We start from the raw sequence: 24921 nt of genomic DNA on the forward strand, positions 1-24921 counted from the left end.
AAGTCTCTGAAGGGCCGTTGAAGACTACAACGTTGATAGGCAAGATGTGGAAGTGGTGTGAGCCATTAAGCTAACTTGTACTAATTACCCGTGAGGCTTAACCATACAACGCCAAACGCGTTTTATGTGATAGTGAAACAAGCGAAGAAGTTAATATAACTAAAGTAGATATTACTGAAAGACTTAAAAAATATTATCAGATATTTTCCAAATTCAGTTAGTGCGTAGCGATACGGATTAACGCCCAAATTTGCTTGGTGACAATAGCGTTTTGGACCCACCTGATTCCATGCCGAACTCAGTAGTGAAACGAAACAGCGCCGATGATAGTGTAGCATTTGCTATGTGAAAGTAGGACATTACCAGGCTTCAAATTGTAGAAAGCCCGATTCGAAAGAGTCGGGCTTTTTTACGTCTGCAGAAAAGTAAAATGCGCGTAATTAATAGACACTCACATCAACACCTATCACGTAGGGCGAGCGAAGCGACTTCCGACGCTAGAATCACACCAAAAGCCCTCAATATCTCTGCACGCCGATAAGTATGTAGCATTTGCTAGGTGACTTTTTACCGCTGTGGGCACTCCGACATTCTACTGTGTAGCGCACCGACTTCACATTGTAGAAAGCCCGATTCGAAAGAGTCGGGCTTTTTTACGTCTGCAGAAAATAATGCGTGAGTTATTATGGTTCATTTAATTATCCATTAAACACTCAACTGAATTGCATATTTAATTAGGTAGAGATACTTCTAATAAAGCACTAAAGAAAGCTGTACTATTACAGGTGTTTTAAAATAACTATAACGAGAAAAATATGAAATTATTAACTGCAGCAACTCTAATACTTGCTTCATCGACAGCTTTTTCACGCCCTGCACCTTTAGTGTCTATCCCTACTCATGATGCCTTTTTTAATAGTATTGCAGCGCATTGCGGTAAAGCTTTTGAAGGTGAAGTAGCGGTAGATAACGCGAAGGGGCCAAGCTCATTTACAGATAAAAAGCTGGTTATGCATGTACGTAAATGTAGCGAGACTGAGTTACAAGTACCGTTTCATGTAGGAGACGATGCATCACGTACGTGGATCATAACTAAAACGGGTAGTGGCTTGAGTTTAAAGCACGATCATCGTCATAAAGATGGAACAGACGACGCATCAACTATGTATGGTGGCCATACGCTTGATGCAGGGTTTGCGCAAATGCAGTCGTTTCCAGCAGATCAATACTCTAAAGAGTTATTCGTAAAAGAAGGCATTGCACAGTCTGTAGGTAATACATGGCAAATGTATATTTACCCAGAAGTATTTACTTATCGATTAATTCGCCAAGGACGTGAGTTTAAGGTGGATTTTGATTTAACGAAACCGATTACTCCACCATCAGCACCTTGGGGTTATAAAGACTAAGGTTACTTACCCTTGTTTGTATCTTCTTTAGTTTCGCATTGTAGTAAAACACTTAAATCTGGTTGATAAGCACGTGGTTTTGTTGGAAAGCGCTCGTACTCTTGCACGCCTTCAAGTATTTTCAACATAAAGGTGTTGCCACGACATAGACGGTCAGCATGGCGTAATAAAAATACACTTTGATTGGTAAAGTGTTTGTAATCGTCTGACTGGATTTCTATTTTATAGTTGTCTTCGCCAATTTTTGTTTGGTAGTAATGCACTTTGTTGTCAAAGTCGTAGAGCTTCTCTGTTTCGGCTTTTTCGGCAAGTGCAGTATTTGCACTCGAAAGAGCCACCAGTGTAGCGCCTATAAATAAGCGTGGTGTGTTTATTCCTTTCATAAAATGTATCCTTTAATTTGCGAACTTTATACCCATTAATAAGAGTAATAAGATCGATTTCTTTACGTATTAGTCTAACACCCAAAAAGGGATAATGTGATGTTCAAACAAATAAAGCAGCTTTTTGCTGTATTCGATGATCAGGAACCTAGTATAGAGCAGCATGATTTAAAAACAGCGGTCGCTGCATTGCTTATTGAGGTTATGCGTGCTGATACTAAGCTTGACCATGATGAACAACGAACCCTGACTGTAACCTTAAAAAAATACTTTAATTTAACAGATGCAGAAGTTGAAGAGCTTACTAATAACGCAGCAAGTAGTTTAGATGGTGCTATTGACTACTTTCAGTTTTCAAAACAAATTAATGAGCATTGTAGTGCAGTTCAGCGCATTGAAATAATAGAACTGCTATGGCGCTTGGCTTATGCTGATGGAGAAATAGATCCCCAGGAGGACTACGTAATACGTAAAGTAGCGGGGCTTTTATATGTAACGCATACCGATTTTATCGCCGCAAAAATCGCGGCGACAAAGTAATTATTTAGGCGTGCAAGTTATTTTAACTTACTTGCAACGCTTACTAACTGATGAGCAAGTGCTGATACTTTTTCAGCTGTAACAGGTTCATTAATTTGCCCACTTTCATCAAACAATGTGTGTACAGCGGGTACTGCAAGTTGATCGGCAAGCACTAACGATCCAATACCACTTAATATATCTCGTACATGATTTAAACCGCGCAACCCACCAAGTCCACCTGGTGATGCTGAAAACAGCGCCACCACTTTATTACGAAAAGCAGGAACAGCACCTTGCTCTGTACGCGATGCCCAATCAATCGTATTTTTAAGCGCTGCAGTTATAGAGCCGTTGTACTCCGGGCTTGCTAGTAAAATACCGTCAGCTGCACGTAGTTTGTCTTTTAAAAGCTGTACATCGCTTGGTGTACCTTGTGCTTCAATGTCTTCGTTAAATAGTGGGATGTTTAATCCGTTTAGTATTATTACCTCTACTTCAGCACCTGTTTGTAGAGCAAAACGTGCTGCCTCATTAATAATTTTTTGATTAAAGCTTTCTTGGCGAAGGCTCCCTGCTAGGGCAATAATTTTTGGTGCTGACATGTTAGTGACCTTTTAGTGTTTAAACTTACAACGCTAATGTAGCAAAATTTTGCTTGTAGAAAACCCCAATAAACGCAACACTTATGTGCGTAAATGCACATAAGTATAAGGTAAGCAGCATGGCGATAAAATTTGAAGATTGGCAAGACGTCAAAGTAGCGTTTGAAGTAGCACGATTAGGCACGTTAACGGCGGCGGCAGAAGAGCTTAATGTGCACCACAGCACAGTTCTTAGGCGAATTAATAATCTTGAAAAAAACTTAAATACACGCCTTTTTCATCGCCATGCCCGTGGTTACAAGGTTACTGAGATTGGCACCAAATTATTTGCAACAGCACAAACTATCCATAGCTCCTTAGAGCAGTTACATAACGATATAGCAGCGGCCGATAGCACTCTTAGAGGGAGTTTATTACTAACGACGGTAAGTGGTTTTATGGATGTACTTGGTGATGTATGTGAGCAATTTCAGGCACTACATCCACAAGTGCAGCTTGAGGTTATTTTAGAACAAAAAAGGTTAAGACTTGATCACGGACAAGCACATATTGCAGTGCGTGCAGGCCCAAGACCTGATGAGGGCGATTATATTGCTCAGCATTTAGCGCAGCTTTCATCGGGTTTATACGCTAATAAACGTTACATCAATAAATACGGCATGCCTAAATTATTAAGTGATTTACAACAACATAATTTTGTATCAGGTGTGGCGGGTTTTAATGCCCGCGTGCCTTATTTTGCATGGGCTGATGAACATATTCCCGCATCGCAAATAAAGCTGCGAGTGTCTGAAACCGCAGAAGCAACTCGTGCAATAATTAAAGGGCTAGGCATTGGCGGATTACAACATGATGTGGCGGCGCAATATTCTGATTTAGTACCTATATTACACAGTGAGTTAAGCTGGCCTACAGATGTATGGTTAGTCACGCATCACCTAGTACATCGCACTGCTAAAGTACAAGCTTTTGCAGGGTTGTTAAAAACACACTTTAGTAAGTTGGCTGCTAATCAATAATTTTAGCTGTGTTTTGGATGATTATAGTGTTTTTTTTACTTCTATCCCTATGCGTTTAGCCAAGCGTACTAAGTTAGCTCTATCTAATTCAAGCACTCTTGCTGCTGCTGACCAGTTGTAGTTATGCTTCTTTAATTGCTCAGTAATTACGTTGTATTGCAACGATTCTACAGCTTGCTTTAAAGGTTGGTTGATTAAGGTGTTGGTTGTACTTTGGCTTGCTACTAAAGAGTTTTTCGGTGCACTCGGTGTTAAATCACAGTGCTCGCTTGTAATGGTTATTATTGGATTTTGCCATTGGCTTTGTTTTGCTTTTAGGGCGCTGCGGCTAATAACATGCTCAAGCTCGCGAACGTTACCTGGCCAGTTGTATTGATTAAGCGATACTTGCGCTTCAGGGCTCAGTTTTAATTGTTTTATCCCTAGTTTACGGGCTGTTTGCTCAATAAAATAACCAGCTAAGAGTGTTATGTCGTGCTCCCGTTTACTAAGTGGTGGCACAGTAATAGGGTAGACACTGAGGCGATGGTATAAATCGGCTCTAAAGCGACCTTGTTCTACTTCTTCTTTTAAATTTCTGTTGGTTGCGGCAACGACGCGTACATCTACGTACTTTGGCGTGTCTTCTCCTACCGTTTGTATTTCGCCGCTTTGTAGCACTCGTAATAATTTACTTTGCATGGCAAGAGGCAGTTCGCCAATTTCATCTAAAAATAACGTGCCTCCATCAGCTAATTGAAATTTACCTTGGCGCGAATTTTGTGCGCCTGTAAAAGCCCCTTTTGCATGACCAAAAAATTCACTTTCGGCAAGATTCTCAGGGAGCGATGCACAATTTAAGTGAATAAGCGGTTGATCTTTTCGAGCTGAATTTAAGTGAATATTACGCGCAACAAGTTCTTTCCCTACCCCTGTTTCACCTAATATAAGCACGCTAAAATTAGATGCTGCAACGAGTTTAATTTCGTTTTTAAGTGTTTGCATTAGCGGGCTTTGACCAATAATTTCACCGCCGTCCCGTGTTAACGCTTCACGATTTAGTTCTTGCACTAATGCACTTGAGTGCTGTGCATGCTGTTTGTAATGGGCAAGCTCTAAAGCTGTTTTAAAGTGCGCACTACACAGCGTTTGTAAGGTATTGAGTGTATCAGCGCTTATGCTGTTAAATGCATTGGCGTTAAGGCTATCAAACGTAAGTACGCCAAGTAGCGCGTTTTTATCATAAAGAGGTAAGCCTAAACATGCATGTACCGGTATGTCGCCAGTTTTAGCTAATAGTAATCCGTCGTATGGATCGGGTAGCGGGCAGTCGTGCGCAAATTGTAACGCGAGTGTGCTTTTGCAAATAGCTTCTAGGCGAGGGTGTTCTACTATTTTAAATCGTCTGCCAAGACTGTCGGACATTAACCCTTTAATTGCCAGTGGTTTTAATTGCTCGCCCTGAAGCACTAATAACGCACTTGCATCACTAGGAATTACCCGCTCAACCGTTGCTAGTAATTGATCAAAGCTATGCTCGTGTAGTGTACTTTGAGCAAGCTCTAGAGCAACTTGTGTAAGGTTGAATTGCTGGTCCATGTCAAAATGACCTATTCGTGTTTTATGAGTTAATTTATAGTAGGTCATAAAGACTCATAGTGTAAAGTAGTTTAATTTAACTTATTGAATTTAGTTAATTAAATTTTTTGGCACAGTATGTGTAATAGCTAAGTAACGTAGTTAGTTACAGAGGTCGCTATGAACACACTAATGCTGAATAATTTAAACAATCAAACACAGTTCAGTTCACTATACGAAACAGTATTATTTGCTGCCAATACTGCATTGCTCGTGAGTTTAGTATGTATTTCGGCCAGTATTTTAATTAGTTACCCGTTTGCTGAATACTTTTCTATGGCGATGCAAGTATCAGCTCATATTGGCACTATTGTTATTGCTGCTATTTTAAAAGTAAGTTACGTACTGCGCTGTGTTGCACAACATGGTTTAGGGCAGGAGGTACGATAATGCTCCCTATAAACTTAACTGAGCCAATGCCAGCACGAGTGGCTATTCATCAAGTATCTCGATGGCCGTTATGGATGCTCGCTTTTAGACCTTTCTTTTTAGGCGGTGGCTTATTGGCATTTTTGTCGGTGGGGTATTGGCTACTTATTTTAACAGGCCATGCAAGTTGGCACTTATCGATACCTGCGACATTATGGCACGCGCACGAAATGCTGTTTGGCTTTGCAGGAGTTGTAGCTGTTGGCTTTTTACTTACCGCAGCACAAACATGGACAGGCGTTGCGAGCATAAGTGGCAAAGCTCTTATGTGGCTTACGTTTATATGGCTTGCAGCGCGCTTAGCCTTTTTTGTGATATTGCCCGATATTGCTCATTTTAATTTATATGCTGCACTTACATTACAAGTTATTTGGTGGCTAGGCGCCATAGCTGTATTGGCTAATATGTTATTAAAAGCCAATAGCAAAAGTAACTATCCGTTTTTAGCTATTTTAGCTGTGCTTTGTGGGCTCAATGTATTGTATTTAATACTCATTTTACAGCAAAACATGCAGCTTGCACTTGGTGTGGTTGATACCGCAGTACTCGTCATTACTTTACTAGTTGGCATTGTTGCGGGTCGCGTTTTACCATTTTTTACCGCTAAAGGTCTGGGTTTAACCGAGCAAGTTCGCACGCCTAAAATAGATAAAGCAGTGATGTATTTATCTATTGTGGTTATCACTTTATTTTTTATCAACAAGTTGTTTTTGAACACGATTAACCCTGCGTTAGTTGTTGCAACTGTTGCTGCGCTTCACCTGCTTAGGGCTGGTTTTTGGTGGGACAGCAAGGTATTGAGAGTGCCGTTGTTATGGTCTTTGCATTTCTCCTACCTTACGTTAGGCGTAGGGTTAATGATGGTTGCATTCAGCTTTTATAGCAGTGCAATACAATTTAAAGATGCGCTGCACTTAATCACTATTGGCACAATAGGTATGATGATTTTAGCAATGATGACGCGTGTATCACATGGTCATACAGGGCGGACACTCACTATTCCTCATTACATGGCTGTTGCTTTTGCGTTTTTGCTTGTGGCCGCTATTACTCGTTCATTACTCCCTTTTATTATTGGGCCTCACCTTGCTTGGCAAATAAGTGCTGTGCTGTGGTTAGTGGCTTTTTTATTATTTTTAATTCACTGCACACCTATATTAACGCGGCGTCGTGTTGATGGGCGTCGTGATTAGTTCATCCATAGGAAACACATATGTTATCTGATAAAACCATTGAGATTGTAAAAAGCACTGTTCCGTTACTAGCGCAGGCGGGTACGGTTGTTACCGATCATTTTTATAAGCGTTTATTTAGCCATAATCCTGAGCTTAAAAATATTTTTAATATGGCGAATCAAGATACAGGTCGTCAGCAATTTGCACTTTTTAATGCATTGGCTGCGTATGCACAAAATATTGATAATTTAGTCGTATTAAAAGAAGCGCTAACACGTATTAATCATAAGCATACAAGCTTGAATATTTTACCTGAGCATTACCCTATTGTAGGTGCGCATTTAATTGGTACTTTAAAAGAGCTTATTCCTGATCAATTTACTCCCGATGTTGAATATGCTTGGCGCGAAGCTTACGGCGTACTTGCTGATATTTGTATAACCGAAGAAGCTGCTTTGTATGAGCACAGTAAAAATAAACACGGTGGCTGGGCGGGAACTCGCCAATTTGAAATAACCAACAAACAGGCTGAATCAGAACTTGTTACAAGCTTTACACTTACGCCAGTTGATGGCGAAGCTGTTATTACACATAAACCAGGGCAGTATTTAGGTATTAAAGTTAAGCTAGAGGGCGCTGAATATGAAGAAATTCGCCAGTATTCTATTTCACAAAAAAGTAACGCTAAAAACTACCGTATTAGTGTTAAAAAAGAGCTACAGCCAAAGCCTGGCATGGTGTCTAATTATTTACACTCATTAGAGCAAGGCACTATTGTTGAGTTATACCCGCCGGCAGGAGACTTCTTTTTACGTAATAATACAAGTCCAGCGGTACTAATTTCAGCAGGTGTTGGGCAAACGCCAATGCTGGCTATGCTTGAAACGCTATTAAGTGAAAACTCTAATCAAGAGATTGTGTATTTACATGCCTGCGAAAATACTCAGCAGCATTCGTTTTCAAAATATTTAAATGAGTTAAATACAGTTTATAACCGCTTACAAACAATGACGTGGTTTAACCAAGCGACAAAGGGCGCTGACTTTACAGGGTTAATGAACCTAAATGCAGTACAAGCACAGCTACCATTGAGTAATGGCGACTTTTACTTATGTGGTCCTGCCGGGTTTATGGCATTTATAAAAAACCAGTTACTTGAGCTAGGTGTTAAAAACGAGCAGATTCATTATGAAGTGTTTGGTCCGCACCAAGACTTGTAATAACGCTTTAAAATAGAAAAAGGCGTGCAGCGATGTGCTGCGCGCCTTTTTTATAAACTTTAAAGTGCCTTATAATTCTTTACAGGTAACACCTTCAAGTACTGTAGTAAGCTCTTTTTTAGGATAGTAAAGCTCGCATTGGTTATTGCGTAGTTGCAAAATAAACTTCTCAGATTTTATATTATGCGCGCCCATAATTACTCTGCCATCAGACCCTTTACTCATTGCATGATCAATTAGCAGTTCGCTACGTTTAGTAAATACCGAATCGGCAAGTGTTACTAATGCGCCTCCCTTAATTTTTTGAATTGCCTGTTGTAGTGTTGTAATAACGCTGGGATTAACGCTCGTTAATATAGCGGGTTTAGCGGGCTCACTATTTACACTTTGGCATCCACCTAAAGTGAGCAAGATGGCTAATGGGAGTAATAATTTAGCCACTATCTTTCCTCACTCAGTGTTGGCCAAGTTAAGTCCATATTACGCTGGGTAAATTGCTCAGGCATATTTAAAGGAATGAGGGACTCACGAGAGCCTGAAAAACTAGCTGGCTCTGCTTTTGCAGCAGCCGTTCTAACTGGGCAACTGCCATTTTCAACATGAAATAATGCGGTGGCTAAAACGGCCTCGTCACTGTCGCCTAACTGATGATCGAAGTCGTCCTCAATTTCACAACCTTGAACATCAGCATCAAATTGTGGCGTAGGGGTTGGTGTAAAACCCGCAGCGTATTCGCCAAATCCTTTGCTATTTACCCCACTAAATTGAATAGTGTAATAGGTTGTTGCGCAGTTATGAGTTGGGGTAAAGCCATAGGGCTTACCGCAGGTTGTATCGCCAATTAAAATAACTTCTGCGTCTATACCCTTTAAACCATTAATAAAAGCTTCTGATGCCGAACAGGTGCCTGATGTGCTTAATACATAAACCTTTGATAGGTTTAAATCAGGTAGGTTTTCACCTGTGCTAAAAAAAGTAGAGTAATCTATTTCTTCATCAATAAATGGAAAAGGCGAATCTACGGGCTGTTTATCGTTTTGTTGAGTTTGATAATAAAAGCGGTTGTTAACGTTGGCATTACCGGCAACCATATAAGCCAATTGAGCTGATAGCGCTAATAACCCGCCGCCGTTATATCTAAAGTCGATTACAAGCTCATCAATACCATCGGTTTTAAACTTATTTACCGCAGTAATAAGGCCCTCTTGAGCAATGCTTATATGGCTATTAAACTGCATGTAACCCACGTTTGAACCATTTTCAGTCGGAATCGTTTTAACATTTTGAACTGGTGTTTGCTCAATATTACCAGCGGTTACATTAAATGTTTTTTCGGCGCCATCGTTACTGCGTACAACAATAGTATGTGAATCGCCGTTAGTTGGGCTAAATAAACCTTCGTTAAGCGTATCTACACCCGACTCTGTATTAGTATTAATGCTAACACCGTCAACTGAAAGTACAGTATCACCACGTTGAAAGCCTATTTGGCTTGCGGGTGAGTCATCTTCAAGATAAGCGACGCGTAAAATACGGTCGGCTGTATCGCCAATAAACGCCCAATTTATACCGTAACCAGAAGTAACGCCCGATTGCGCTTCTTGAAAGTAATCTTCAGTAGGTTCTGAAAAATGAAAGTTATCTTTTTTTGCCCCTGAGTCGGTAAGTTGCTCTGTTTTTAATTGGGCAAAATAATCGGCTACTGTGCCAAAGCTTTCAGGGTCGTTATCGGTAATCTCATCATACCAAAGGTAGGTTTCGTCGCTCCAAGAGCGAAGCCAGAGTTTTTCGTAAAGGGCAGAGCCAGCTTGATCTGGGTAAGGCTCGTTGTTATTAAAGGGATCGTTACCCGTACGAGGGGTTTCGCAAAAGTTTTTTAAATCATTAGAGGGCTCAAATACCCCTGCTGTCCATGTTGGACTGCTACTAACAGGTGTTGTAACGATAGGAGTAGTAATTACAGGAGCAGAGTCGATGCCGCTACCGCCGCCACAACCCGTTAAAGCAAAGCCCGAAAGTGCTGTAAAAATGGCTAGCGAGGTTTTATTATTTTCAAACATAGTTAAGGACTTTCTGTAAATAAGTTGTTTAAAATATTACAACACTCGCTCATTTATTCAACATTTATAGCTTTGATTTATGTAAATGAGTGTTAAAGCTTAGAGCTTGCTCGCACTACTTGTATCTGCGAATGCTTGCTTTTGCCATGCATTAAATAACTTTTGCTGTTTATCTGAGATTTTTAAACCGTATGTTTTTTGCATGTAAGTGTAGGTGTCGGCTATACGTTTACGTGCATAAACAGGCGGTTCAACTACACGTTGCTTAAAGTTTACTTTTACTTCGCAGCGACCATACTGTGTGGCGTTTTCGCTAAGCATACCAAAACGATAATTAGAGCGATCGGCATTAATTTCGCCAATAGCTGGCGCTAAGTTATTTATATCAGCTTCCATTTTTCTAAATTTAGCACTTACTTTACGGCAGTTTTTACGCCCGCCATCTTGCCAACACTGTAGCTGGTGACCAAATTCCCACGCCGGAACAATATGTTCCCACTCAATGCGTAGTGCTCGCACATTTACTTTACCTGAGCGGGTAAGTGTATTTCGAGGAATGTAACCACAGTTAGAAGGATCAGGAATGAGTTTTTTGCCTTCTTTTTTAATATCACAACCGCAGTAAATACTTTTAGCGTTGTCTGGTAGGGTTTTAATTAAATGTCTTTTAGCCGTTGAAAAACGGGTAAATTGTTCGGCAGATACCGAAACGCACACACAACAAGCCAGTAAGGCCAGAATAAATCGAGTCATATCCATCACAAATGTGAACTACAGGAACAGGCAGTTTAAAGCCTTGAAGATAAAAGATAAAGTTAACTTAAGGCCTGTACTTATATTACTAAAAGGTGTCTGATTAATTTTTTACTTAAAGTTATTTTCACTATTCATTTATTTCTTACTATTTATCGTATTTTAACCACACAAGATTACCCGTTAAGGAGTATGCTTAAAGCTTACTCAATATGGGGATTTGGATTGCAAATGAAATTTGTTGATTATTATGCAGTGCTTGGAATATCGCCTGATGCAGACGATAAAGCGGTTAAAGTAGCTTATAAAAAGTTAGCCAGAAAATATCACCCAGATGTAAGCAAAGAGCCTCAAGCAGAAGATAAGTTTAAAGAAATAGCAGAAGCTTACGAAGTCATTCATAACAAAGAAGAACGTGTAAAATACGACGAGTTACGTCGTCACCAGCAAAATCGTGCTCGTCAACAGCAAGGTAATTATGGTGGTAAAAATACCTCTTCGCAAAGTAATTACCAGCAAAGCGATCCTCAAACCGACCAAGAGTTTTCTGATTTTATTAATTCAATGTTTGGCGGAGCTGGTGGGTTCGATCGTTCCGGGCAGAGCAGAAGTAACGCCGCCCGCGCGCAAAAAGGACAAGATGTGGAAATAGAGTTCCCGATTTTTCTTGAAGAGACTTTAGTTGATACCGTTAAGCCTGTTGAGTTTATGTTACCGCAGCGAGATAGCAGTGGGCGTGTCTCTGAAATTAAAAAATCACTTAAAGTGAAAATTCCTGCAGGTTCAGTAAATGGTGAGCGAATTCGACTAAAAGGGCAAGGCGGATTAGGGTCAGCAAATGGGCAAAATGGTGATTTGTATTTACAAATTAGTTTAGTGCCTCACCCATTATTTGATGTTGAAGGCCATAACCTAAATATAGTCGTCCCTCTTGCACCATGGGAAGCGGCTCTTGGTACAAAAATAAATTTGCCTACGTTGGCAGGCAAAATCCAATTAACTATTCCATCTAATAGTCAGTCTGGTCAACGCTTGCGTATTAAAGGTAAGGGATTAATGAGTAAAAAAGCCAAAGGTGATTTATTTGCTGTGCTTAAAATTGTTAATCCAACATCTATTGATGATGCCAGTAAAAAACTGTGGGAAGAATTAGCCGAAAAAGCTCACTTTGATCCCCGTAATAACTGGAGCAAACTATAATGCAAATTATCGTGACACAAAAAGACGATTTACTTACTAGCAAAGAGCTATGTTTGAGCAGTGATATTAGCGAAGCAATTTTATATGAGCTAGTTGAGCATAATATTGCGGTTCCAATTGAGGGGGATCATGTTACGCAGTGGCAATTTACGGTATCTGCAGTGACTTTAGTTAAAAAAGCGGCCCGTATTCAACATGACTTTTCGTTAGATTGGTCGGCAATAGCCTTAGTTTTACAATTACTGGATGAGCGTGATGAGTTGATTTTCGAAAACGAAATGTTAAAGCGACATTTGAGTCGATTTAAACACTTGGAATAAAATCTGCCCTTGTGTACTTCCTAGGGCTTACTTACTCTATGGTGAGAGTGAGCTAGTTCTCAAAAACCAATATGAAATATGACTACTTTGATTTATTCTTACTTTTAATTCGGATAAATCGTTTTAGTCGTATATTTTGTATAAGTAGTAATATTCCACTTAAACAAAAAAGTACGCTGGTTGCTGCAAAACTAATAAGCAGCGGATTATTAAAATCCTCTCGCTCATCGTAATCCATAATATGTAACATCCAAAAAAAGTCGAAAATTCGCCAGAGTGTGCTGCGAACGGTGACAACTCTGCCGTTATTTTCTGACAAGTACAGTGTTGTGTTAAATGTGTCGTCAAATTGTACCTGCCAAACATTGGTTTTATATCCAACTTCTCGCATACCTTGCTTTAGCAATACAGCGCTTGTCACTTGAGCATCAATAAGTAAGTGTGCTTTAGCATTTGCGGTAATTTGTATTTTAGTTGGCGGCTCAAAAGGCCGGCCTGTTATAGCGTTAAAGCTTTGCTGTTCATCTTTATTTATAACTGTAATTATAGGTGTGGTTAAGAAGTTCTCAAAAATTATTTGTGTTGGATTAGCCACCTGAGATGCAATATCGTCAAGGGAGGCAACATAATCAGCTTGCGTAAATGGGTTATTAAGAGTGCGTGTTGCAAGATGCTTCCCATGAACTTTATCAAGAGGGATAGCGCTCATTACTAAACCACCTAATAGCCAAGCTAAAATTTGTAATGCTAATAAATAACCTAACCATTTATGTAACTTGCGAGCATGTTTAAATATTTTTTTATTCATGTTTTAGTCTTATTATTTTTAGAGGCTAGTTTATTACATTAATGAGATAAGTTACTGCGACATTTTGTCGCAGTTTAAACTATAGCTTACTGTAATCATTTAAAAATAAAAAAGATTACACTTAAATTGCTAACATGATTTATTTGTTTAATTGAGCTGAATGTTTGATATCTAGCTAGCTTTAAATGCTAATAAATACTTAAAAGCTGCGAAATATCCATATAAAGTGGTTAATAGAGCATAGTTGATTTGGTATAACGGTAAAACTGCGTTAAAGTTTGCAATGAAATTATTAGAGGATAAATACGAAACGATGTCGGAAATTCAATTTTTAAATGTAGATCTTGAGCTTGAATCAAAGCAAGATATTAGTTTGCTAGTGGCGGACTTGAAAAAAGTCGCTACGATTTTACATTATGACAAAGACGAATACCGTCAATTAGCGCGTATTGAAGCAACAGGTGTAGTAAACACGCCTGACAAAGCAATAAACCATATATGTGAGCTTATTGAATCGTGTTCGCGTAACGCGCTAAAGCAATGGTTAAGCTGTTCACGTAGAACGTTTGATATTGGTTTTGAATCAGGCACTTCTCCTAAGTGCTTTAATCAAGCCTTAGATGCAGATACATTACTACGTATATCTGCGATTGGTGCGGGTATGGAAATTACAATTTACCCAATCGAAAAGTAACTATCTTCGCTCTACGACTGCTGCGGTCATTTTAGATACGCAGCACAGCTCATTGCGGCTATTTGTAATTTTTATTTCCCATACTGAACTACGTTTACCGATATGAAATGCTCTTGCCGTGGCTGTTAAAGTGCCGTTACGAGACGCTTTTAAATGACTTGCGCTAATTTCCTGTCCCACGCAGTAAAATTTTGTAAAATCGACAACAAAGTTAGCTGCATAGCTGGCAACTGTTTCGGCAAGTACAACGTTAGCACCGCCGTGAACCATCCCCATTGGGTTATGATGCTCAGGAATTGCTGGCATTGTGGCAACCAAGTAATCATCGCCAATCTCTGTGATTTCTATCCCCATAGTTTTCATCAGCGTACCTTGACCATTTATACCTTCATCTAGCTGTTTGCAAAACTCTAAAGTAATAGGTTGATACCAAATACTCATAATGACTCCTTTGCTTTTTTTATCATTTATAAACTTAGTTTTAGTTATATCCCTAAAATGTACACAAGTGAAATTACTTTGGCTATTTTAAGGCTTAATTTAAATTTGCGATTTTTATTTAACTGTATATACTCACAGTTAAATGTACTGTATGGAAAACCAGTTGTATGCGACCATTAACGAACCGCCAAGCTCAAATACTCGAACTAATTAAAGTTTTTATTAAAGACACTGGTATGCCTCCTACACGTGCTGAAATAGCGCAAACATTAGGTTTTAAAAGTGCCAATGCTGCTGAAGAACATTTAAAAGCACTTGCTAAAAAAGGCGCCATTAAAATGAAGCCAGGTGCAAGCCGTGGTATTCAGTTAATTGAAGAAGAAGAGCCAGAACAATTAGGTTTACCGCTTATAGGGCGTGTTGCTGCTGGTTCACCTATTTTGGCGCAAGAGCACGTTGAAAGTCACTGCAAAATCGATCCATTAATGTTTAAACCGGCTGCAGATTTTTTACTACGCGTTAACGGTATGAGCATGAAAGATATTGGTATTATGGATGGTGATTTACTTGCTGTACATCGTACTCAAACCGCTGAAAACGGACAAGTTGTTGTTGCCCGCTTAGACGAAGACGTAACTGTAAAACGTCTTGAGAAAGCAGGTCGTAAAGTATTACTTCATGCTGAAAACGACGATTTTGAATCTATTGAAGTAGATCTTGAGAATGAGTCTTTTAATATTGAAGGCTTAGCCGTTGGCGTTATAAGAAACGCTGATTGGATGTGACTTTAAAAATAGCTTTTAAACAAGCAGTTTTATAAATGCGTACTAATTAGTACGCATTTTTGTTTTAAAATTCGTACTAAAATAGGGCGTAAACAGCCCACTGACTATTCAACCTGTAAACTTTTTTGCACTTATAATTTCCCCTCCAAATGCGTTAAACCCCTTTGTTTTTCTCATCTTTTGAACTTCCTGTTGCCTAGCTAGTTGCTGATTTTTTGTTAATTACCCAATTACAACCTGATTGTTTTTTATACTAAAACTTGCTTGTTGTTCATTTTTTAGCTAGTTGTTAATGTGCTGAGCTAATAATAACTCACAGCTTTTTAGTTTTGAGAACACACAATATACACAAACACGTTGTTGGCGCAGCAAAACCAATCAATATTAAATGAGATTGGCTAAAAAAATAAAAATAACGAATTGGCGTTTAAGCCGTATGCCTCTTCGCTTTGCATTCGCAATAGCATCAAAGGAGCCACCACATGGGTAAACTGACCTCTACCTTGTGGCTTATATTATGTGTTTTTTCGCACCCAGTTTTGGCTAACAGCCAATACAATATGCGCAAAGGCGTAACCGATATAAGCAATAATGTATATCAGCTGCACATGACCATATTTATAATATGTTGTGTGATTGGGGTGATAGTGTTCGCAATTATGTTCTGGGCACTTATTCATCACCGTAAATCTAAAGGGGCTGTACCTGCCCAATTTCACGAAAGCACTAAAGTAGAAATACTTTGGACTGCAATTCCGTTTGTTATTTTAATTGCTATGGCAGTACCAGCTACTAAAACCCTAATTGCAATGGAAGATGCCAGCAAAGCTGATCTCACTATTAAAATTACAGGTTCACAATGGAAATGGCATTATGAATATATGGGCGAAGATGTAGAGTTCTACTCTATTTTATCTACCCCGCAAGATGAAATCGCTAATCTTGCAGATAAAAATCCTAACTACTTACTTGAGGTTGATAAACCTCTCGTACTGCCAATAAATCAAAAAGTACGATTTTTAATGACTTCTGACGATGTTATCCACTCTTGGTGGGTACCTGATTTTGCAGTTAAAAAAGATGCGAATCCCGGCTTTATAAACGAAACATGGACGAACATAAACGAAGAAGGTACTTACCGAGGCCAATGTGCTGAGTTGTGTGGTAAAGATCATGGCTTTATGCCCGTTGTGGTGGTTGCTAAATCTGAGGCTGATTTTAAAACATGGCTTGCAGATGCAAAGCAGGCTAAACAAAAAGCAGCATTAGCAGATGCCGCATTACTTGATAAAACCCTCCCAAAAGAAGAATTAATGACTTTAGGCGAACAAGTATATATGGCCAATTGCGCTGCATGTCATCAGCCCACTGGCATGGGATTACCGGGTGTATTTCCTGCACTTAAAGGCAGCCCGATAGTGCTTGGCGGTATAAAAGATCACATTGATGTAGTTATCCATGGACGACCTGGTACGGCAATGCAAGCATTTGCCAAGCAGTTATCTATAAAGCAATTAGCAGCGGTTATTACTTATAAACGTAATGCGTGGGGTAATGATACGGGTGATGTTATTCAACCGAGTCAAATACAGGCAGCACTTGATGCCAAAGTGGAGGCGAACTAATGAGTAGCATAGTAGAACAACCTAACGCCAATGAAGCTCATCATGCTCATCACCCAGCTAAAGGTTTTAAACGCTGGCTTTACACAACTAATCATAAAGATATAGGTAGTTTATATTTAATTTTTTCGCTGACCATGTTCTTAATTGGTGGTGGAATGGCCATGGTGATCAGAGCTGAATTATTTCAACCTGGTTTACAGTTGGTCGACCCTCACTTTTTTAATCAAATGACCACAGTGCATGGTTTAATTATGGTGTTTGGTGCGGTTATGCCGGCCTTTACAGGCCTTGCTAATTGGATGATACCGCTAATGATTGGCGCGCCAGATATGGCATTGCCAAGAATGAATAACTGGAGCTTTTGGATTTTACCGTTTGCATTTTTAATCCTATTGGCATCGTTATTTATGCCTGGTGGGGGTCCTGCATTTGGTTGGACTTTTTATGCACCACTGTCCACAACATACAGTAATGATAATACTGCATTGTTTGTATTTGCCGTACATATTATGGGAATTAGCTCAATAATGGGCGCAATCAATGTGATTGTAACCATAGTGAACTTACGTGCCCCCGGCATGACATGGATGAAGTTGCCCTTATTTGTATGGACGTGGTTAATTACTGCTTTTTTATTAATAGCGGTAATGCCTGTGCTTGCAGGGGCTGTCACTATGGTACTTACCGATAAGTACTTTGCGACCAGCTTTTTTGATGCCGCAGGCGGTGGCGATCCGGTGATGTTCCAACACATTTTTTGGTTTTTTGGTCACCCCGAAGTATACATAATGATTCTTCCTGCCTTTGGCATTATATCTACAATAGTACCTACCTTTTCTCGTAAAAAACTTTTTGGCTATGCCTCAATGGTATACGCCACATCCTCCATAGCACTATTGAGCTTTATTGTATGGGCTCATCATATGTTTACCACTGGGATGCCGGTCGCTGGCGAGTTGTTTTTTATGTACGCGACCATGCTTATATCGGTACCTACAGGCGTAAAAGTATTTAATTGGGTTGCCACAATGTGGAAAGGCTCAATAACTTTTGAAGTGCCAATGCTTTTTAGTATTGCGTTTATTGTGCTGTTTACCTTAGGTGGTTTTTCGGGATTGATGCTGGCAATTACACCTGCTGACTTTCAATATCACGATACTTATTTTGTAGTGGCGCACTTTCATTATGTATTAGTAACAGGGGCCGTATTTTCGATAATGGCAGGGGCTTATTACTGGTTGCCCAAGTGGACGGGCAATATGTTTAATATCACGTTAGCTAAATGGCATTTTTGGCTATCACTGGTGAGCGTGAACGTACTGTTTTTTCCTATGCATTTTGTAGGGCTTGCCGGTATGCCGCGTCGAATTCCCGATTACGCACTCCAATTTGCCGACTTTAACGCAATCATAAGTATTGGTGGATTTGCCTTTGGTTTATCGCAATTGTTGTTTGTAGCTGTGGTAATTAAATGTGCACGCGGTGGCGATAAAGTACCTGCAAAAGTATGGGAAGGGGCAGAAGGGCTTGAGTGGGAAGTTGACTCTCCAGCGCCATATCATACTTTTTCTAAGCCGCCGGTAATCAAGTAGTGACACACGCACCGCTACTCAAACGTTTGGTACTTATTTGCATAGGCATGTTTGCCTTTGCCTTTGCTTTAGTGCCTTTGTATGACGTGTTTTGCGACGTAACAGGGCTTAATGGAAAACCTTCGCTTGAGCAAGCAGAGCAAAGTACACAAATAGTACAAAACCGAGAAGTTGGCGTTAGTTTTACTACTCACGCGCAAAGAGGTGCACCGTTTGAAGTTAAATCAAAAGAATACAGTGTTGTGGTAAAACCCGGTGCAATGCGTGAAGTAATGTTTAGTGCTAAAAATAACAGCAACCTAGATAAAGTAATGCAGGCTGTACCATCAGTCTCGCCAGGTAAAGCGGCAAAGTATTTACATAAAATAGCGTGTTTTTGCTTTGATCAGCAACCTCTAAAAGCAGGGGAAGAACTTGAATTTAAATTACTTTTTTATGTTGATACCGCACTGCCAAGCGACATTGAAGAATTAACTTTATCTTATACCGTATTTGATATTAGTGAACAGCTGGTGGCAAGTAATAACTAGCTTTTTAAACTAGTGTGAAACTAGGAGTAAATAAAATGAATCAAGAATATGAGCATTATTATGTACCAGAGCAAAGCCCGTGGCCTATTGTGGGCGCGGTTGCATTGTTTTTTATTGCAGTAGGGGCAGGCTTAACAGTTATGAGTGTAGGCAAAGAAGGGGGGATCGGGGTTTACCTGCTTTATGCCGGTATTGCTGTGCTTTTGTATATGTTGTTTAGCTGGTTTAAAAATGTAATTAGTGAGTCGGACCAAGGTTTGTACTCAGCACAAATGGATCGCTCTTTTAGGCAAGGTATGAGCTGGTTTATTTTTTCTGAAGTGATGTTTTTTATGGCCTTTTTTGGTGCGCTTTTTTATGCACGCGTATTGTCGGTACCTTGGCTTGGAGGCGCAGGCAATAATGCAATGACCAATGAAGTATTATGGCCAACTTTCGAAGCTGTTTGGCCGCTAGTTTCAACACCTGCAGGCGAAACTACTCAAGCTATGGGCTGGCAAGGTTTGCCGCTTATTAATACCTTAATACTGCTTACTTCCTCAGTTACTTTACATTTTGCCCATGTAGCGATGGAAAACAATAAACGTACTCCACTTAAAGTTTTTTTAGGCGCTACTATTTTATTGGGTGTTTGCTTTTTAGGGTTACAAGTTGAGGAATATATTCATGCGTATAACGACTTAAACTTAACGCTAGATGCAGGTGTTTACGGTAATACGTTCTTTTTATTGACTGGTTTTCATGGCATGCATGTAACCCTTGGAACCGTACTTTTATTTGTAATATTTTTACGGATATTAAAAGGGCACTTTACTAAAGATAAGCATTTTGCTTTTCAAGCAGCTGCTTGGTATTGGCACTTTGTTGATGTGGTGTGGCTGTGTTTGTTTGTATTTGTATATGTGCTGTAGCGTTTGTTGGCGAATTATTTGCTTTAATAAAACCAAGTTTAAGTGCTGCAATAACAACAACTAAAACAACGACCGAAAACAATACGCGACGACCTAAAAAGTGAGACATAGGTCGTCCCCCAGTTTTTCCTGACACCATAATAAACAATGCTCTAAATAAGTTAAAAAGTATAAATATTAACAACAGTACGATAATAATTTTAATAATCACTGAGTTGACCCTTTATGCAGTTAGTTTTATGGCACAAACAAAAGCTTAGTTCACTAATCACACTTTGTATGGTTGTGGTTGTTGTACTTGTGTGTGTGCGACTAGGATTTTGGCAGCTGGAGCGGGGTGAGCAAAAACAGCAGCAACTAACCGCTATTGCTAAGCAACAGACTCGTGGTGTGATGAGCTGGTCTCAATTACTTAACCTGCCTGATAGCTGGAACAAAACAGGTGTATTGGTTGAGTTAAAAGGGCGGTTTGTACAAAACCAATATTGGCTTTTAGATAATCAAGTTTATAACGGGCAAGTAGGGTACGACTTACTTGCTTTACTAAAGCCAGACAGCGAAGAAAAAGTGATTTTAGTTAATTTAGGATGGGTAAAAGCGCCTATATCTAGAGGTACACTGCCAAAGGTTACTCTGCCTACAGGTGTTTTTATTCTTAAAGCGCAAATAAAAGAAAATAACTTAAGTAGCTTTACGCTTGAAGATAAAACTACAAATAACGACTTACCTACAAGAATCCAATCTATCGACTTGAATATGCTGAGCACTCAAAGCCAGCAATCATTAATTAATTTTATGGCTTACAGACAAGGTACTGGTGATGAGATTGCAACACCTCATTATGAGGCTGTTGTTATGAGCCCTCAAAAACATAATGCCTACGCTGTGCAATGGTTTTTAATTGCTGTTGCATGTGCTGTTGTTGCTATTTTTGCGAGTAAAAAAAGGACACATAATGAAAAATAATCCCCTTTTATTGTTTGTGGGTTGCTGTGCAATCCCATTAGTTTTGGCGTATGGCGCATTAAAGTTTGATTGGTTGCCTACTGCAATTACTAATAATGGCGAGTTTTTAAGCCAAGAAATAAAACTTAAAAATTGGCCGCGAAATAATCCCAAACAATGGACTATCGCACTTAATTACTCAAAAGAATGTAACACCCCATGCAGCGAACAGCTCAATGCATTTAATAATTTATATGTGGCACTTGGTAAAAACCAAGGCAAGGTTGATATGGCTGTAATGGGAAGCCTCGACAATAAAAATCTACCATGGAAAATTATTACCGAACAACAGAGCTTAAAACCTGCAAGTTTATATTTAATTGATCATATGGGGTTAGTGGTACTTGAATATCCCTTTAAGGTCGAGCCACAAGAAAACCGTATAGTACAAAAAGGGTTATTAAAAGATCTAAAAAAATTACTTAACTATTCTCGTTCTAGCTAATTGATCAGCTTATTTAAGTGGAGTGTCTAATGTATAAAAATTATAAAAACTTAGTATTAATAACAGGATTACTCGCTTTAATTGTGGTTGCTTTAGGTGCGTACACCCGCTTAAGCGATGCAGGTTTAGGGTGCCCCGATTGGCCTGGCTGTTACGGCTTTTTAACGGTACCTAAGCATGAGGCCGATATAGCCTTAGCAATTCAAAGCTACCCCGATATGATGTTCGAAACCGCAAAAGCGTGGAAAGAAATGATTCATCGCTATTTTGCAGGTGCTTTAGGCTTACTTATTTTAGGTTTATTTGTGTTGGCTTTTTTAAAACGCCAATATCCAACTACGCCAGTTAAATTGCCTTTGGCTTTGCTTCTACTAGTGGTGTTTCAGGCTGCCCTTGGTATGTGGACAGTAACTATGAGCCTTCAGCCTCTTATTGTAATGGGCCACTTATTAGGTGGCTTTAGTATTTTGTCACTTATAACACTTTTATATTTACGGCTAACCGCAAAACCTATTATGGGGGGCGATAGCGGCGCAAAACGCTATTTTGGTTTGAGTTTAGTAGCGCTTAGTGTGTTGGTTATCCAAATTGCACTTGGTGGTTGGCTGGCTGCAAATTACGCCGCTCCGCATTGTAGTGGTTTGCCATTGTGTAATTACGCACAACCGTTTTCATTGAGTAGCGTATTTCAATTACCACTTGAGCACAGTAATTATGAGTTTGGTGTGTTATCACAGCAAGCGCGTATGTCTATCCATTTATTACACCGCATTTGGGCACTCGTTACTTGCATCGTTCTGGCATTAATTATGTGGAAAATATACAGACAAGCGTACTCTAAAAAAATTAAAAATTGTGTTGTGAGCGTATTACTTGTCCTGCTGTGCCAAATTAGTTTAGGGCTTATTTTAGTACATTGGCATATTCCGTTGGGAGTTGCACTGGCGCATAACTTGATGGCTGCCATACTGTTATTAAGCATGGTTAGGTTGTGTTATTACCTAAAATCACGCACATAAAAGGGAAATATGATGGCACTTATAATTGATAAAAAAATACTGCTACCCGTTAATACTCAATCGCTAATTTCGCGTACTCATAGTTTGCTGCAAGACTACTTAGCAATTAGTAAATTTAAAGTGGTAGCCATGCTGGTGCTAACAGCTTGGGTTGGTTTAGCGCTGGCTCCCGATGTGGGGCGCGGTATGGTCGTACAGTTTATTAGCTTGTTAGGCATAGGGCTACTTTCTGCTGCTGCAGCGGTTATTAATCATGTGGTTGATAGCGAGATAGACTCAAAAATGGCACGGACTCGTCATCGCCCTGTGGCTAAAGGGCGCTTAAGTAAAACACATGCGCTTAGTTTTGCAGCTGTTATTGGGATTGCTGGCTTTATTATGCTGATGGTGTGGGCTAATGTCTTAACCGCTATATTAACGTTATTTGCATTGGTAGGTTATGCATTTGTTTATACATCATTTTTAAAGCGTGCAACGCCGCAAAATATTGTTATAGGTGGGTTGGCTGGTGCAATGCCTCCATTATTAGGTTGGGTGTCAGAAACAAACCAAATGGCAGCAGCCCCTTGGTTACTCGTAATGATAATATTTACCTGGACCCCACCACACTTTTGGGCGCTGGCTATAGCACGAAAAAGTGATTATGAACGCGCTAAAATCCCTATGCTGCCAGTAACACATGGTATCGATTTTTGTAAAACGTGCGTCGTTGCTTACTCTGTTTTACTCGCTGTAGTTTGCGTATTGCCTTATTTAATTGGTATGTCTGGATTAATATATTTAATAGGTGCGTGTGTATTAAATGCAGTGTTTATATATAAAGCGGTTAAATTAAAAATTGCTGGAAATGATGAGGCTGCAATGGACTTATTTCATTTTTCGATTATTCATTTAATGGTACTCTTTGTAATCTTATTTATAGATAAATGGCTCCCTTTATGAAGCAGTTATGGCTTGGATTAATTGTTATTTTAGTTTTGTTTTTATCAGCATGTTCAAATGAAAATAGTCGACCAGATGTAGATGCATTAGTTTACGAAAATGCAAAGCCACTGTCTGATTTTACGCTAAACGATCAGCGCGGCGAATTAGTGACTAAACAACAATTTTTAGGGCAGTGGAATTTAGTATTTTTAGGCTATACAAGCTGTCCAGATATTTGCCCATTAACACTTGCTAAGTTAAATGCTGTTTATAAAAATTTACAAGCAGATTATCCGCTGCAAGTTTGGTTTTTATCGGTTGATCCAAAACGCGATACGCCAGCTAAACGAAAGCAATACATAGATTACTTTAACCCTGACTTTTTAGCTGTATCAGGAGAGCATAAACACCTTTTTCCTGTAGTTCGAGAGCTTGGTTTAATCTACGCCATTAGCGATAGTAGTGAATCAGAATATGCTGTTGATCATAGTGCCTCGGTCGCTATGGTTGATCAAAATGGAGCCGTTAGAGCTATTTTTAAACCAGAATTTAAACAAGGTAGTGTGCCATTAATTAATGCGACTACTTTAACTGAAGAGTTTAAAAAAATAGCTGATTACTACAAAAACTAGTTTTTACTTTTTAACAATTTTAAAGGAGCTTTAGGCTCCTTTTTTTGTTTTTTAACGACAAGTTAAATTTAATTAAGCATTTTATGGCAATTTTAATAACTAGGGCTAAGCTTTTGTTATGAATTGAATTGACAGGGAATGCACTTACTTAATGCTAAAACTTCCGAGCGAACTTGCTATTTCGCAAGTTGAAACACTACATCAAGATTTACTACAAGAACTCAATAGCAACGATGATATCTGTCTTGATATTAACGATGTAATTTCTGCTGATACTGCCTCAATTCAACTTTTATGCGCCTTACAAAAGCACCTACTTACCATACAGCACAAAATAATATGGGTAGGCAGTAGCGAGGCCTTAACACATACAATTAATAAACTTGGCTTAAGCCAATACTTAACAACCGAAAGTAAAAGTTAGGGGTATATATGAAAAAAATTTTAGCGGTTGATGATTCAGCATCGATGCGTCAGATGGTGAGCTTTACATTAAAAACTGCCGGGTTTGATGTAACCGAAGCTAAAGATGGTAGTGAGGCACTCGCTATTGCCAAACAGCAAGACTTTGATGCCGTTATTTCAGATGTAAATATGCCAATAATGGATGGAATTACATTAATACGAGAGCTGCGTACTTTACCGAGTTATAAATTTACACCACTACTAATGCTCACAACAGAGTCGGGTTTAGAAAAAAAAGTAGAAGGTAAAGCTGCAGGGGCAACAGGTTGGATTGTTAAACCATTTAATCCCGATCAGCTATTAGCGGTAATTAAAAAGGTTATTCGCTAGGGAGCG

Annotated in this window: 30 protein-coding genes and 2 rRNA genes; 23 read left to right on the forward strand and 9 right to left on the reverse strand. The window is 39.3% G+C overall.

From position 1 onward, the window contains the following. The 3 genes from BW142_RS17680 to BW142_RS17690 form a co-directional block, all read left to right on the forward strand. A 23S ribosomal RNA gene (locus BW142_RS17680) occupies nt 1-105 on the forward strand; the annotation flags it as partial. Nucleotides 106-253: 148 nt separating this feature from the next. Further along, a 5S ribosomal RNA gene (rrf, locus tag BW142_RS17685) occupies nt 254-368 on the forward strand. 447 nt (nt 369-815) lie between these two features. After that, the gene (locus tag BW142_RS17690; protein ID WP_076925807.1) at nt 816-1409 is read left to right on the forward strand and encodes a hypothetical protein; all 594 of its coding nucleotides are present in this window, start codon (nt 816-818) and stop codon (nt 1407-1409) included. Between the two features lie 2 nt (nt 1410-1411). Here the strand turns inward: BW142_RS17690 and BW142_RS17695 are convergent, their stop codons facing one another. Further along, nucleotides 1412-1792: a hypothetical protein gene (locus BW142_RS17695; RefSeq protein WP_076925808.1), complete on the reverse strand. Its 381-nt coding sequence runs from the start codon at nt 1790-1792 to the stop codon at nt 1412-1414. Nucleotides 1793-1891: 99 nt separating this feature from the next. On the opposite strand from BW142_RS17695, the gene BW142_RS17700 reads away from it, so the two are divergent. Next, nucleotides 1892-2332: a TerB family tellurite resistance protein gene (locus BW142_RS17700; protein ID WP_024599626.1), complete on the forward strand. Its 441-nt coding sequence runs from the start codon at nt 1892-1894 to the stop codon at nt 2330-2332. A gap of 17 nt (nt 2333-2349) precedes the next feature. Here the strand turns inward: BW142_RS17700 and BW142_RS17705 are convergent, their stop codons facing one another. Beyond that, nucleotides 2350-2916, reverse strand: coding sequence for an NAD(P)H-dependent oxidoreductase (locus tag BW142_RS17705; protein ID WP_076925809.1), 567 nt, complete (start codon nt 2914-2916; stop codon nt 2350-2352). Nucleotides 2917-3035: 119 nt separating this feature from the next. Between BW142_RS17705 and BW142_RS17710 the strand changes: the two genes are divergently transcribed. Continuing rightward, nucleotides 3036-3935 carry a LysR family transcriptional regulator gene (locus tag BW142_RS17710; RefSeq protein ID WP_024599628.1) on the forward strand — a complete coding sequence of 300 codons (900 nt, stop codon included), beginning with the start codon at nt 3036-3038 and terminating at the stop codon, nt 3933-3935. A 21-nt stretch (nt 3936-3956) separates the two neighbouring features. On the opposite strand, the gene norR is transcribed toward BW142_RS17710, so the two are convergent. After that, a complete protein-coding gene (gene norR / locus BW142_RS17715) occupies nt 3957-5513 on the reverse strand; it encodes a nitric oxide reductase transcriptional regulator NorR (RefSeq protein ID WP_076925810.1) in 1557 nt (518 codons plus the stop codon). 159 nt (nt 5514-5672) lie between these two features. Between norR and BW142_RS17720 the strand changes: the two genes are divergently transcribed. The 3 genes from BW142_RS17720 to hmpA are packed head-to-tail and all read left to right on the forward strand — an operon-like array spanning nt 5673 to nt 8376. After that, entirely contained in the window at nt 5673-5942 is a 270-nt protein-coding gene (locus tag BW142_RS17720; RefSeq protein ID WP_076925811.1) for a hypothetical protein, read from the forward strand. After that, the gene (locus BW142_RS17725) at nt 5942-7174 is read left to right on the forward strand and encodes an NnrS family protein (protein WP_076925812.1); all 1233 of its coding nucleotides are present in this window, start codon (nt 5942-5944) and stop codon (nt 7172-7174) included. Before BW142_RS17720 ends, BW142_RS17725 begins: the two co-directional genes overlap by 1 nt. A 20-nt stretch (nt 7175-7194) precedes the next feature. After that, nucleotides 7195-8376 (forward strand): NO-inducible flavohemoprotein, encoded by a 1182-nt coding sequence (gene hmpA / locus BW142_RS17730; RefSeq protein WP_076925813.1) that lies wholly within the window; start codon nt 7195-7197, stop codon nt 8374-8376. A 69-nt stretch (nt 8377-8445) separates the two neighbouring features. On the opposite strand, the gene BW142_RS17735 is transcribed toward hmpA, so the two are convergent. The 3 genes from BW142_RS17735 to BW142_RS17745 form a co-directional block, all read right to left on the reverse strand. Further along, nucleotides 8446-8817: a hypothetical protein gene (locus tag BW142_RS17735; protein ID WP_076925814.1), complete on the reverse strand. Its 372-nt coding sequence runs from the start codon at nt 8815-8817 to the stop codon at nt 8446-8448. Next, the gene (locus tag BW142_RS17740) at nt 8817-10436 is read right to left on the reverse strand and encodes a S41 family peptidase (protein ID WP_076925815.1); all 1620 of its coding nucleotides are present in this window, start codon (nt 10434-10436) and stop codon (nt 8817-8819) included. The genes BW142_RS17735 and BW142_RS17740 overlap by 1 nt, the downstream gene beginning before the upstream one ends. Before the next feature lie 99 nt (nt 10437-10535). Next, on the reverse strand, nt 10536-11189 hold the full coding sequence (locus tag BW142_RS17745) for an endonuclease (RefSeq protein ID WP_076925851.1): 654 nt from the start codon (nt 11187-11189) through the stop codon (nt 10536-10538). Between the two features lie 231 nt (nt 11190-11420). Here BW142_RS17745 and BW142_RS17750 point away from each other — a divergent pair, with 231 nt between their 5' ends. Together BW142_RS17750 and BW142_RS17755 are read left to right on the forward strand one after the other, a co-directional pair. Further along, a complete protein-coding gene (locus BW142_RS17750; RefSeq protein WP_024599635.1) occupies nt 11421-12389 on the forward strand; it encodes a DnaJ C-terminal domain-containing protein in 969 nt (322 codons plus the stop codon). Next, complete coding sequence (locus tag BW142_RS17755; protein WP_024599636.1) at nt 12389-12709, forward strand: chaperone modulator CbpM; 321 nt, start codon at nt 12389-12391, stop codon at nt 12707-12709. The genes BW142_RS17750 and BW142_RS17755 overlap by 1 nt, the downstream gene beginning before the upstream one ends. An 82-nt stretch (nt 12710-12791) precedes the next feature. On the opposite strand, the gene BW142_RS17760 is transcribed toward BW142_RS17755, so the two are convergent. Further along, complete coding sequence (locus BW142_RS17760) at nt 12792-13517, reverse strand: hypothetical protein (protein WP_076925816.1); 726 nt, start codon at nt 13515-13517, stop codon at nt 12792-12794. Nucleotides 13518-13830: 313 nt separating this feature from the next. Here BW142_RS17760 and BW142_RS17765 point away from each other — a divergent pair, with 313 nt between their 5' ends. Further along, nucleotides 13831-14211 (forward strand): hypothetical protein, encoded by a 381-nt coding sequence (locus tag BW142_RS17765; protein ID WP_008138697.1) that lies wholly within the window; start codon nt 13831-13833, stop codon nt 14209-14211. Here the strand turns inward: BW142_RS17765 and BW142_RS17770 are convergent, their stop codons facing one another. Then, on the reverse strand, nt 14212-14652 hold the full coding sequence (locus BW142_RS17770) for a PaaI family thioesterase (protein WP_024599638.1): 441 nt from the start codon (nt 14650-14652) through the stop codon (nt 14212-14214). It lies immediately after the preceding gene. A gap of 167 nt (nt 14653-14819) precedes the next feature. Here BW142_RS17770 and lexA point away from each other — a divergent pair, with 167 nt between their 5' ends. The 5 genes from lexA to BW142_RS17795 all read left to right on the forward strand — a co-directional run bounded on the left by lexA (nt 14820) and on the right by BW142_RS17795 (nt 20095). Beyond that, nucleotides 14820-15437, forward strand: a complete 618-nt coding sequence (gene lexA / locus BW142_RS17775) for a transcriptional repressor LexA (RefSeq protein ID WP_007584941.1) — start codon at nt 14820-14822, stop codon at nt 15435-15437. A gap of 482 nt (nt 15438-15919) precedes the next feature. Further along, the gene (gene coxB, locus BW142_RS17780) at nt 15920-17062 is read left to right on the forward strand and encodes a cytochrome c oxidase subunit II (protein ID WP_024599639.1); all 1143 of its coding nucleotides are present in this window, start codon (nt 15920-15922) and stop codon (nt 17060-17062) included. Further along, nucleotides 17062-18654, forward strand: coding sequence for a cytochrome c oxidase subunit I (gene ctaD / locus BW142_RS17785; protein WP_024595091.1), 1593 nt, complete (start codon nt 17062-17064; stop codon nt 18652-18654). Before coxB ends, ctaD begins: the two co-directional genes overlap by 1 nt. Continuing rightward, nucleotides 18654-19184, forward strand: a complete 531-nt coding sequence (locus BW142_RS17790) for a cytochrome c oxidase assembly protein (RefSeq protein ID WP_076925817.1) — start codon at nt 18654-18656, stop codon at nt 19182-19184. Before ctaD ends, BW142_RS17790 begins: the two co-directional genes overlap by 1 nt. A gap of 35 nt (nt 19185-19219) precedes the next feature. Further along, nucleotides 19220-20095 carry a cytochrome c oxidase subunit 3 gene (locus tag BW142_RS17795; protein WP_076925818.1) on the forward strand — a complete coding sequence of 292 codons (876 nt, stop codon included), beginning with the start codon at nt 19220-19222 and terminating at the stop codon, nt 20093-20095. On the opposite strand, the gene BW142_RS20935 is transcribed toward BW142_RS17795, so the two are convergent. Beyond that, nucleotides 19998-20306: a DUF2909 family protein gene (locus BW142_RS20935; protein ID WP_076925819.1), complete on the reverse strand. Its 309-nt coding sequence runs from the start codon at nt 20304-20306 to the stop codon at nt 19998-20000. The two genes, BW142_RS17795 and BW142_RS20935, sit on opposite strands and share 98 nt — an antisense overlap. 14 nt (nt 20307-20320) lie before the next feature. Here BW142_RS20935 and BW142_RS17805 point away from each other — a divergent pair, with 14 nt between their 5' ends. From BW142_RS17805 to BW142_RS17835, 7 genes are all read left to right on the forward strand, one after another. Then, nucleotides 20321-21061, forward strand: a complete 741-nt coding sequence (locus tag BW142_RS17805) for an SURF1 family protein (protein WP_076925820.1) — start codon at nt 20321-20323, stop codon at nt 21059-21061. Beyond that, complete coding sequence (locus BW142_RS17810) at nt 21051-21545, forward strand: transmembrane cytochrome oxidase associated protein (RefSeq protein WP_076925821.1); 495 nt, start codon at nt 21051-21053, stop codon at nt 21543-21545. Before BW142_RS17805 ends, BW142_RS17810 begins: the two co-directional genes overlap by 11 nt. Nucleotides 21546-21574: 29 nt before the next feature. Next, nucleotides 21575-22564, forward strand: a complete 990-nt coding sequence (locus BW142_RS17815) for a COX15/CtaA family protein (RefSeq protein WP_076925822.1) — start codon at nt 21575-21577, stop codon at nt 22562-22564. 12 nt (nt 22565-22576) lie between these two features. Next, entirely contained in the window at nt 22577-23506 is a 930-nt protein-coding gene (gene cyoE / locus BW142_RS17820; RefSeq protein WP_076925823.1) for a heme o synthase, read from the forward strand. Beyond that, nucleotides 23503-24120: an SCO family protein gene (locus BW142_RS17825; RefSeq protein ID WP_076925824.1), complete on the forward strand. Its 618-nt coding sequence runs from the start codon at nt 23503-23505 to the stop codon at nt 24118-24120. The genes cyoE and BW142_RS17825 overlap by 4 nt, the downstream gene beginning before the upstream one ends. A gap of 151 nt (nt 24121-24271) precedes the next feature. Further along, complete coding sequence (locus BW142_RS17830; protein WP_024599647.1) at nt 24272-24544, forward strand: STAS domain-containing protein; 273 nt, start codon at nt 24272-24274, stop codon at nt 24542-24544. An 8-nt stretch (nt 24545-24552) separates the two neighbouring features. Then, nucleotides 24553-24915 carry a response regulator gene (locus tag BW142_RS17835; protein ID WP_024599648.1) on the forward strand — a complete coding sequence of 121 codons (363 nt, stop codon included), beginning with the start codon at nt 24553-24555 and terminating at the stop codon, nt 24913-24915. The last annotated feature ends 6 nt before the right edge of the window (nt 24916-24921 follow it).

Origin of the sequence: Pseudoalteromonas sp. EB27 (genome assembly GCF_001974875.1) — a bacterium.
Lineage (GTDB): Bacteria > Pseudomonadota > Gammaproteobacteria > Enterobacterales > Alteromonadaceae > Pseudoalteromonas.

Bases quoted from the DNA above. Each gene is read 5' to 3' on its own strand.
- BW142_RS17705 (WP_076925809.1), bottom strand. From the start codon at position 2,916: ATGTCAGCACCAAAAATTATTGCCCTAGCAGGGAGCCTTCGCCAAGAA.
- BW142_RS17690 (WP_076925807.1), top strand. From the start codon at position 816: ATGAAATTATTAACTGCAGCAACTCTAATACTTGCTTCATCGACAGCT.
- hmpA (WP_076925813.1), top strand. From the start codon at position 7,195: ATGTTATCTGATAAAACCATTGAGATTGTAAAAAGCACTGTTCCGTTA.
- ctaD (WP_024595091.1), top strand. From the start codon at position 17,062: ATGAGTAGCATAGTAGAACAACCTAACGCCAATGAAGCTCATCATGCT.
- BW142_RS17795 (WP_076925818.1), top strand. From the start codon at position 19,220: ATGAATCAAGAATATGAGCATTATTATGTACCAGAGCAAAGCCCGTGG.
- BW142_RS17835 (WP_024599648.1), top strand. From the start codon at position 24,553: ATGAAAAAAATTTTAGCGGTTGATGATTCAGCATCGATGCGTCAGATG.
- BW142_RS17810 (WP_076925821.1), top strand. From the start codon at position 21,051: ATGAAAAATAATCCCCTTTTATTGTTTGTGGGTTGCTGTGCAATCCCA.
- BW142_RS17695 (WP_076925808.1), bottom strand. From the start codon at position 1,792: ATGAAAGGAATAAACACACCACGCTTATTTATAGGCGCTACACTGGTG.
- BW142_RS17805 (WP_076925820.1), top strand. From the start codon at position 20,321: ATGCAGTTAGTTTTATGGCACAAACAAAAGCTTAGTTCACTAATCACA.
- cyoE (WP_076925823.1), top strand. From the start codon at position 22,577: ATGGCACTTATAATTGATAAAAAAATACTGCTACCCGTTAATACTCAA.
- BW142_RS17825 (WP_076925824.1), top strand. From the start codon at position 23,503: ATGAAGCAGTTATGGCTTGGATTAATTGTTATTTTAGTTTTGTTTTTA.
- BW142_RS17760 (WP_076925816.1), bottom strand. From the start codon at position 13,517: ATGAATAAAAAAATATTTAAACATGCTCGCAAGTTACATAAATGGTTA.
- BW142_RS17700 (WP_024599626.1), top strand. From the start codon at position 1,892: ATGTTCAAACAAATAAAGCAGCTTTTTGCTGTATTCGATGATCAGGAA.
- BW142_RS17725 (WP_076925812.1), top strand. From the start codon at position 5,942: ATGCTCCCTATAAACTTAACTGAGCCAATGCCAGCACGAGTGGCTATT.
- BW142_RS17770 (WP_024599638.1), bottom strand. From the start codon at position 14,652: ATGAGTATTTGGTATCAACCTATTACTTTAGAGTTTTGCAAACAGCTA.
- BW142_RS17740 (WP_076925815.1), bottom strand. From the start codon at position 10,436: ATGTTTGAAAATAATAAAACCTCGCTAGCCATTTTTACAGCACTTTCG.
- BW142_RS17720 (WP_076925811.1), top strand. From the start codon at position 5,673: ATGAACACACTAATGCTGAATAATTTAAACAATCAAACACAGTTCAGT.
- BW142_RS17745 (WP_076925851.1), bottom strand. From the start codon at position 11,189: ATGACTCGATTTATTCTGGCCTTACTGGCTTGTTGTGTGTGCGTTTCG.
- coxB (WP_024599639.1), top strand. From the start codon at position 15,920: ATGGGTAAACTGACCTCTACCTTGTGGCTTATATTATGTGTTTTTTCG.
- BW142_RS17750 (WP_024599635.1), top strand. From the start codon at position 11,421: ATGAAATTTGTTGATTATTATGCAGTGCTTGGAATATCGCCTGATGCA.
- BW142_RS17830 (WP_024599647.1), top strand. From the start codon at position 24,272: ATGCTAAAACTTCCGAGCGAACTTGCTATTTCGCAAGTTGAAACACTA.
- BW142_RS17755 (WP_024599636.1), top strand. From the start codon at position 12,389: ATGCAAATTATCGTGACACAAAAAGACGATTTACTTACTAGCAAAGAG.
- BW142_RS17765 (WP_008138697.1), top strand. From the start codon at position 13,831: ATGTCGGAAATTCAATTTTTAAATGTAGATCTTGAGCTTGAATCAAAG.
- BW142_RS17710 (WP_024599628.1), top strand. From the start codon at position 3,036: ATGGCGATAAAATTTGAAGATTGGCAAGACGTCAAAGTAGCGTTTGAA.
- lexA (WP_007584941.1), top strand. From the start codon at position 14,820: ATGCGACCATTAACGAACCGCCAAGCTCAAATACTCGAACTAATTAAA.
- norR (WP_076925810.1), bottom strand. From the start codon at position 5,513: ATGGACCAGCAATTCAACCTTACACAAGTTGCTCTAGAGCTTGCTCAA.
- BW142_RS17815 (WP_076925822.1), top strand. From the start codon at position 21,575: ATGTATAAAAATTATAAAAACTTAGTATTAATAACAGGATTACTCGCT.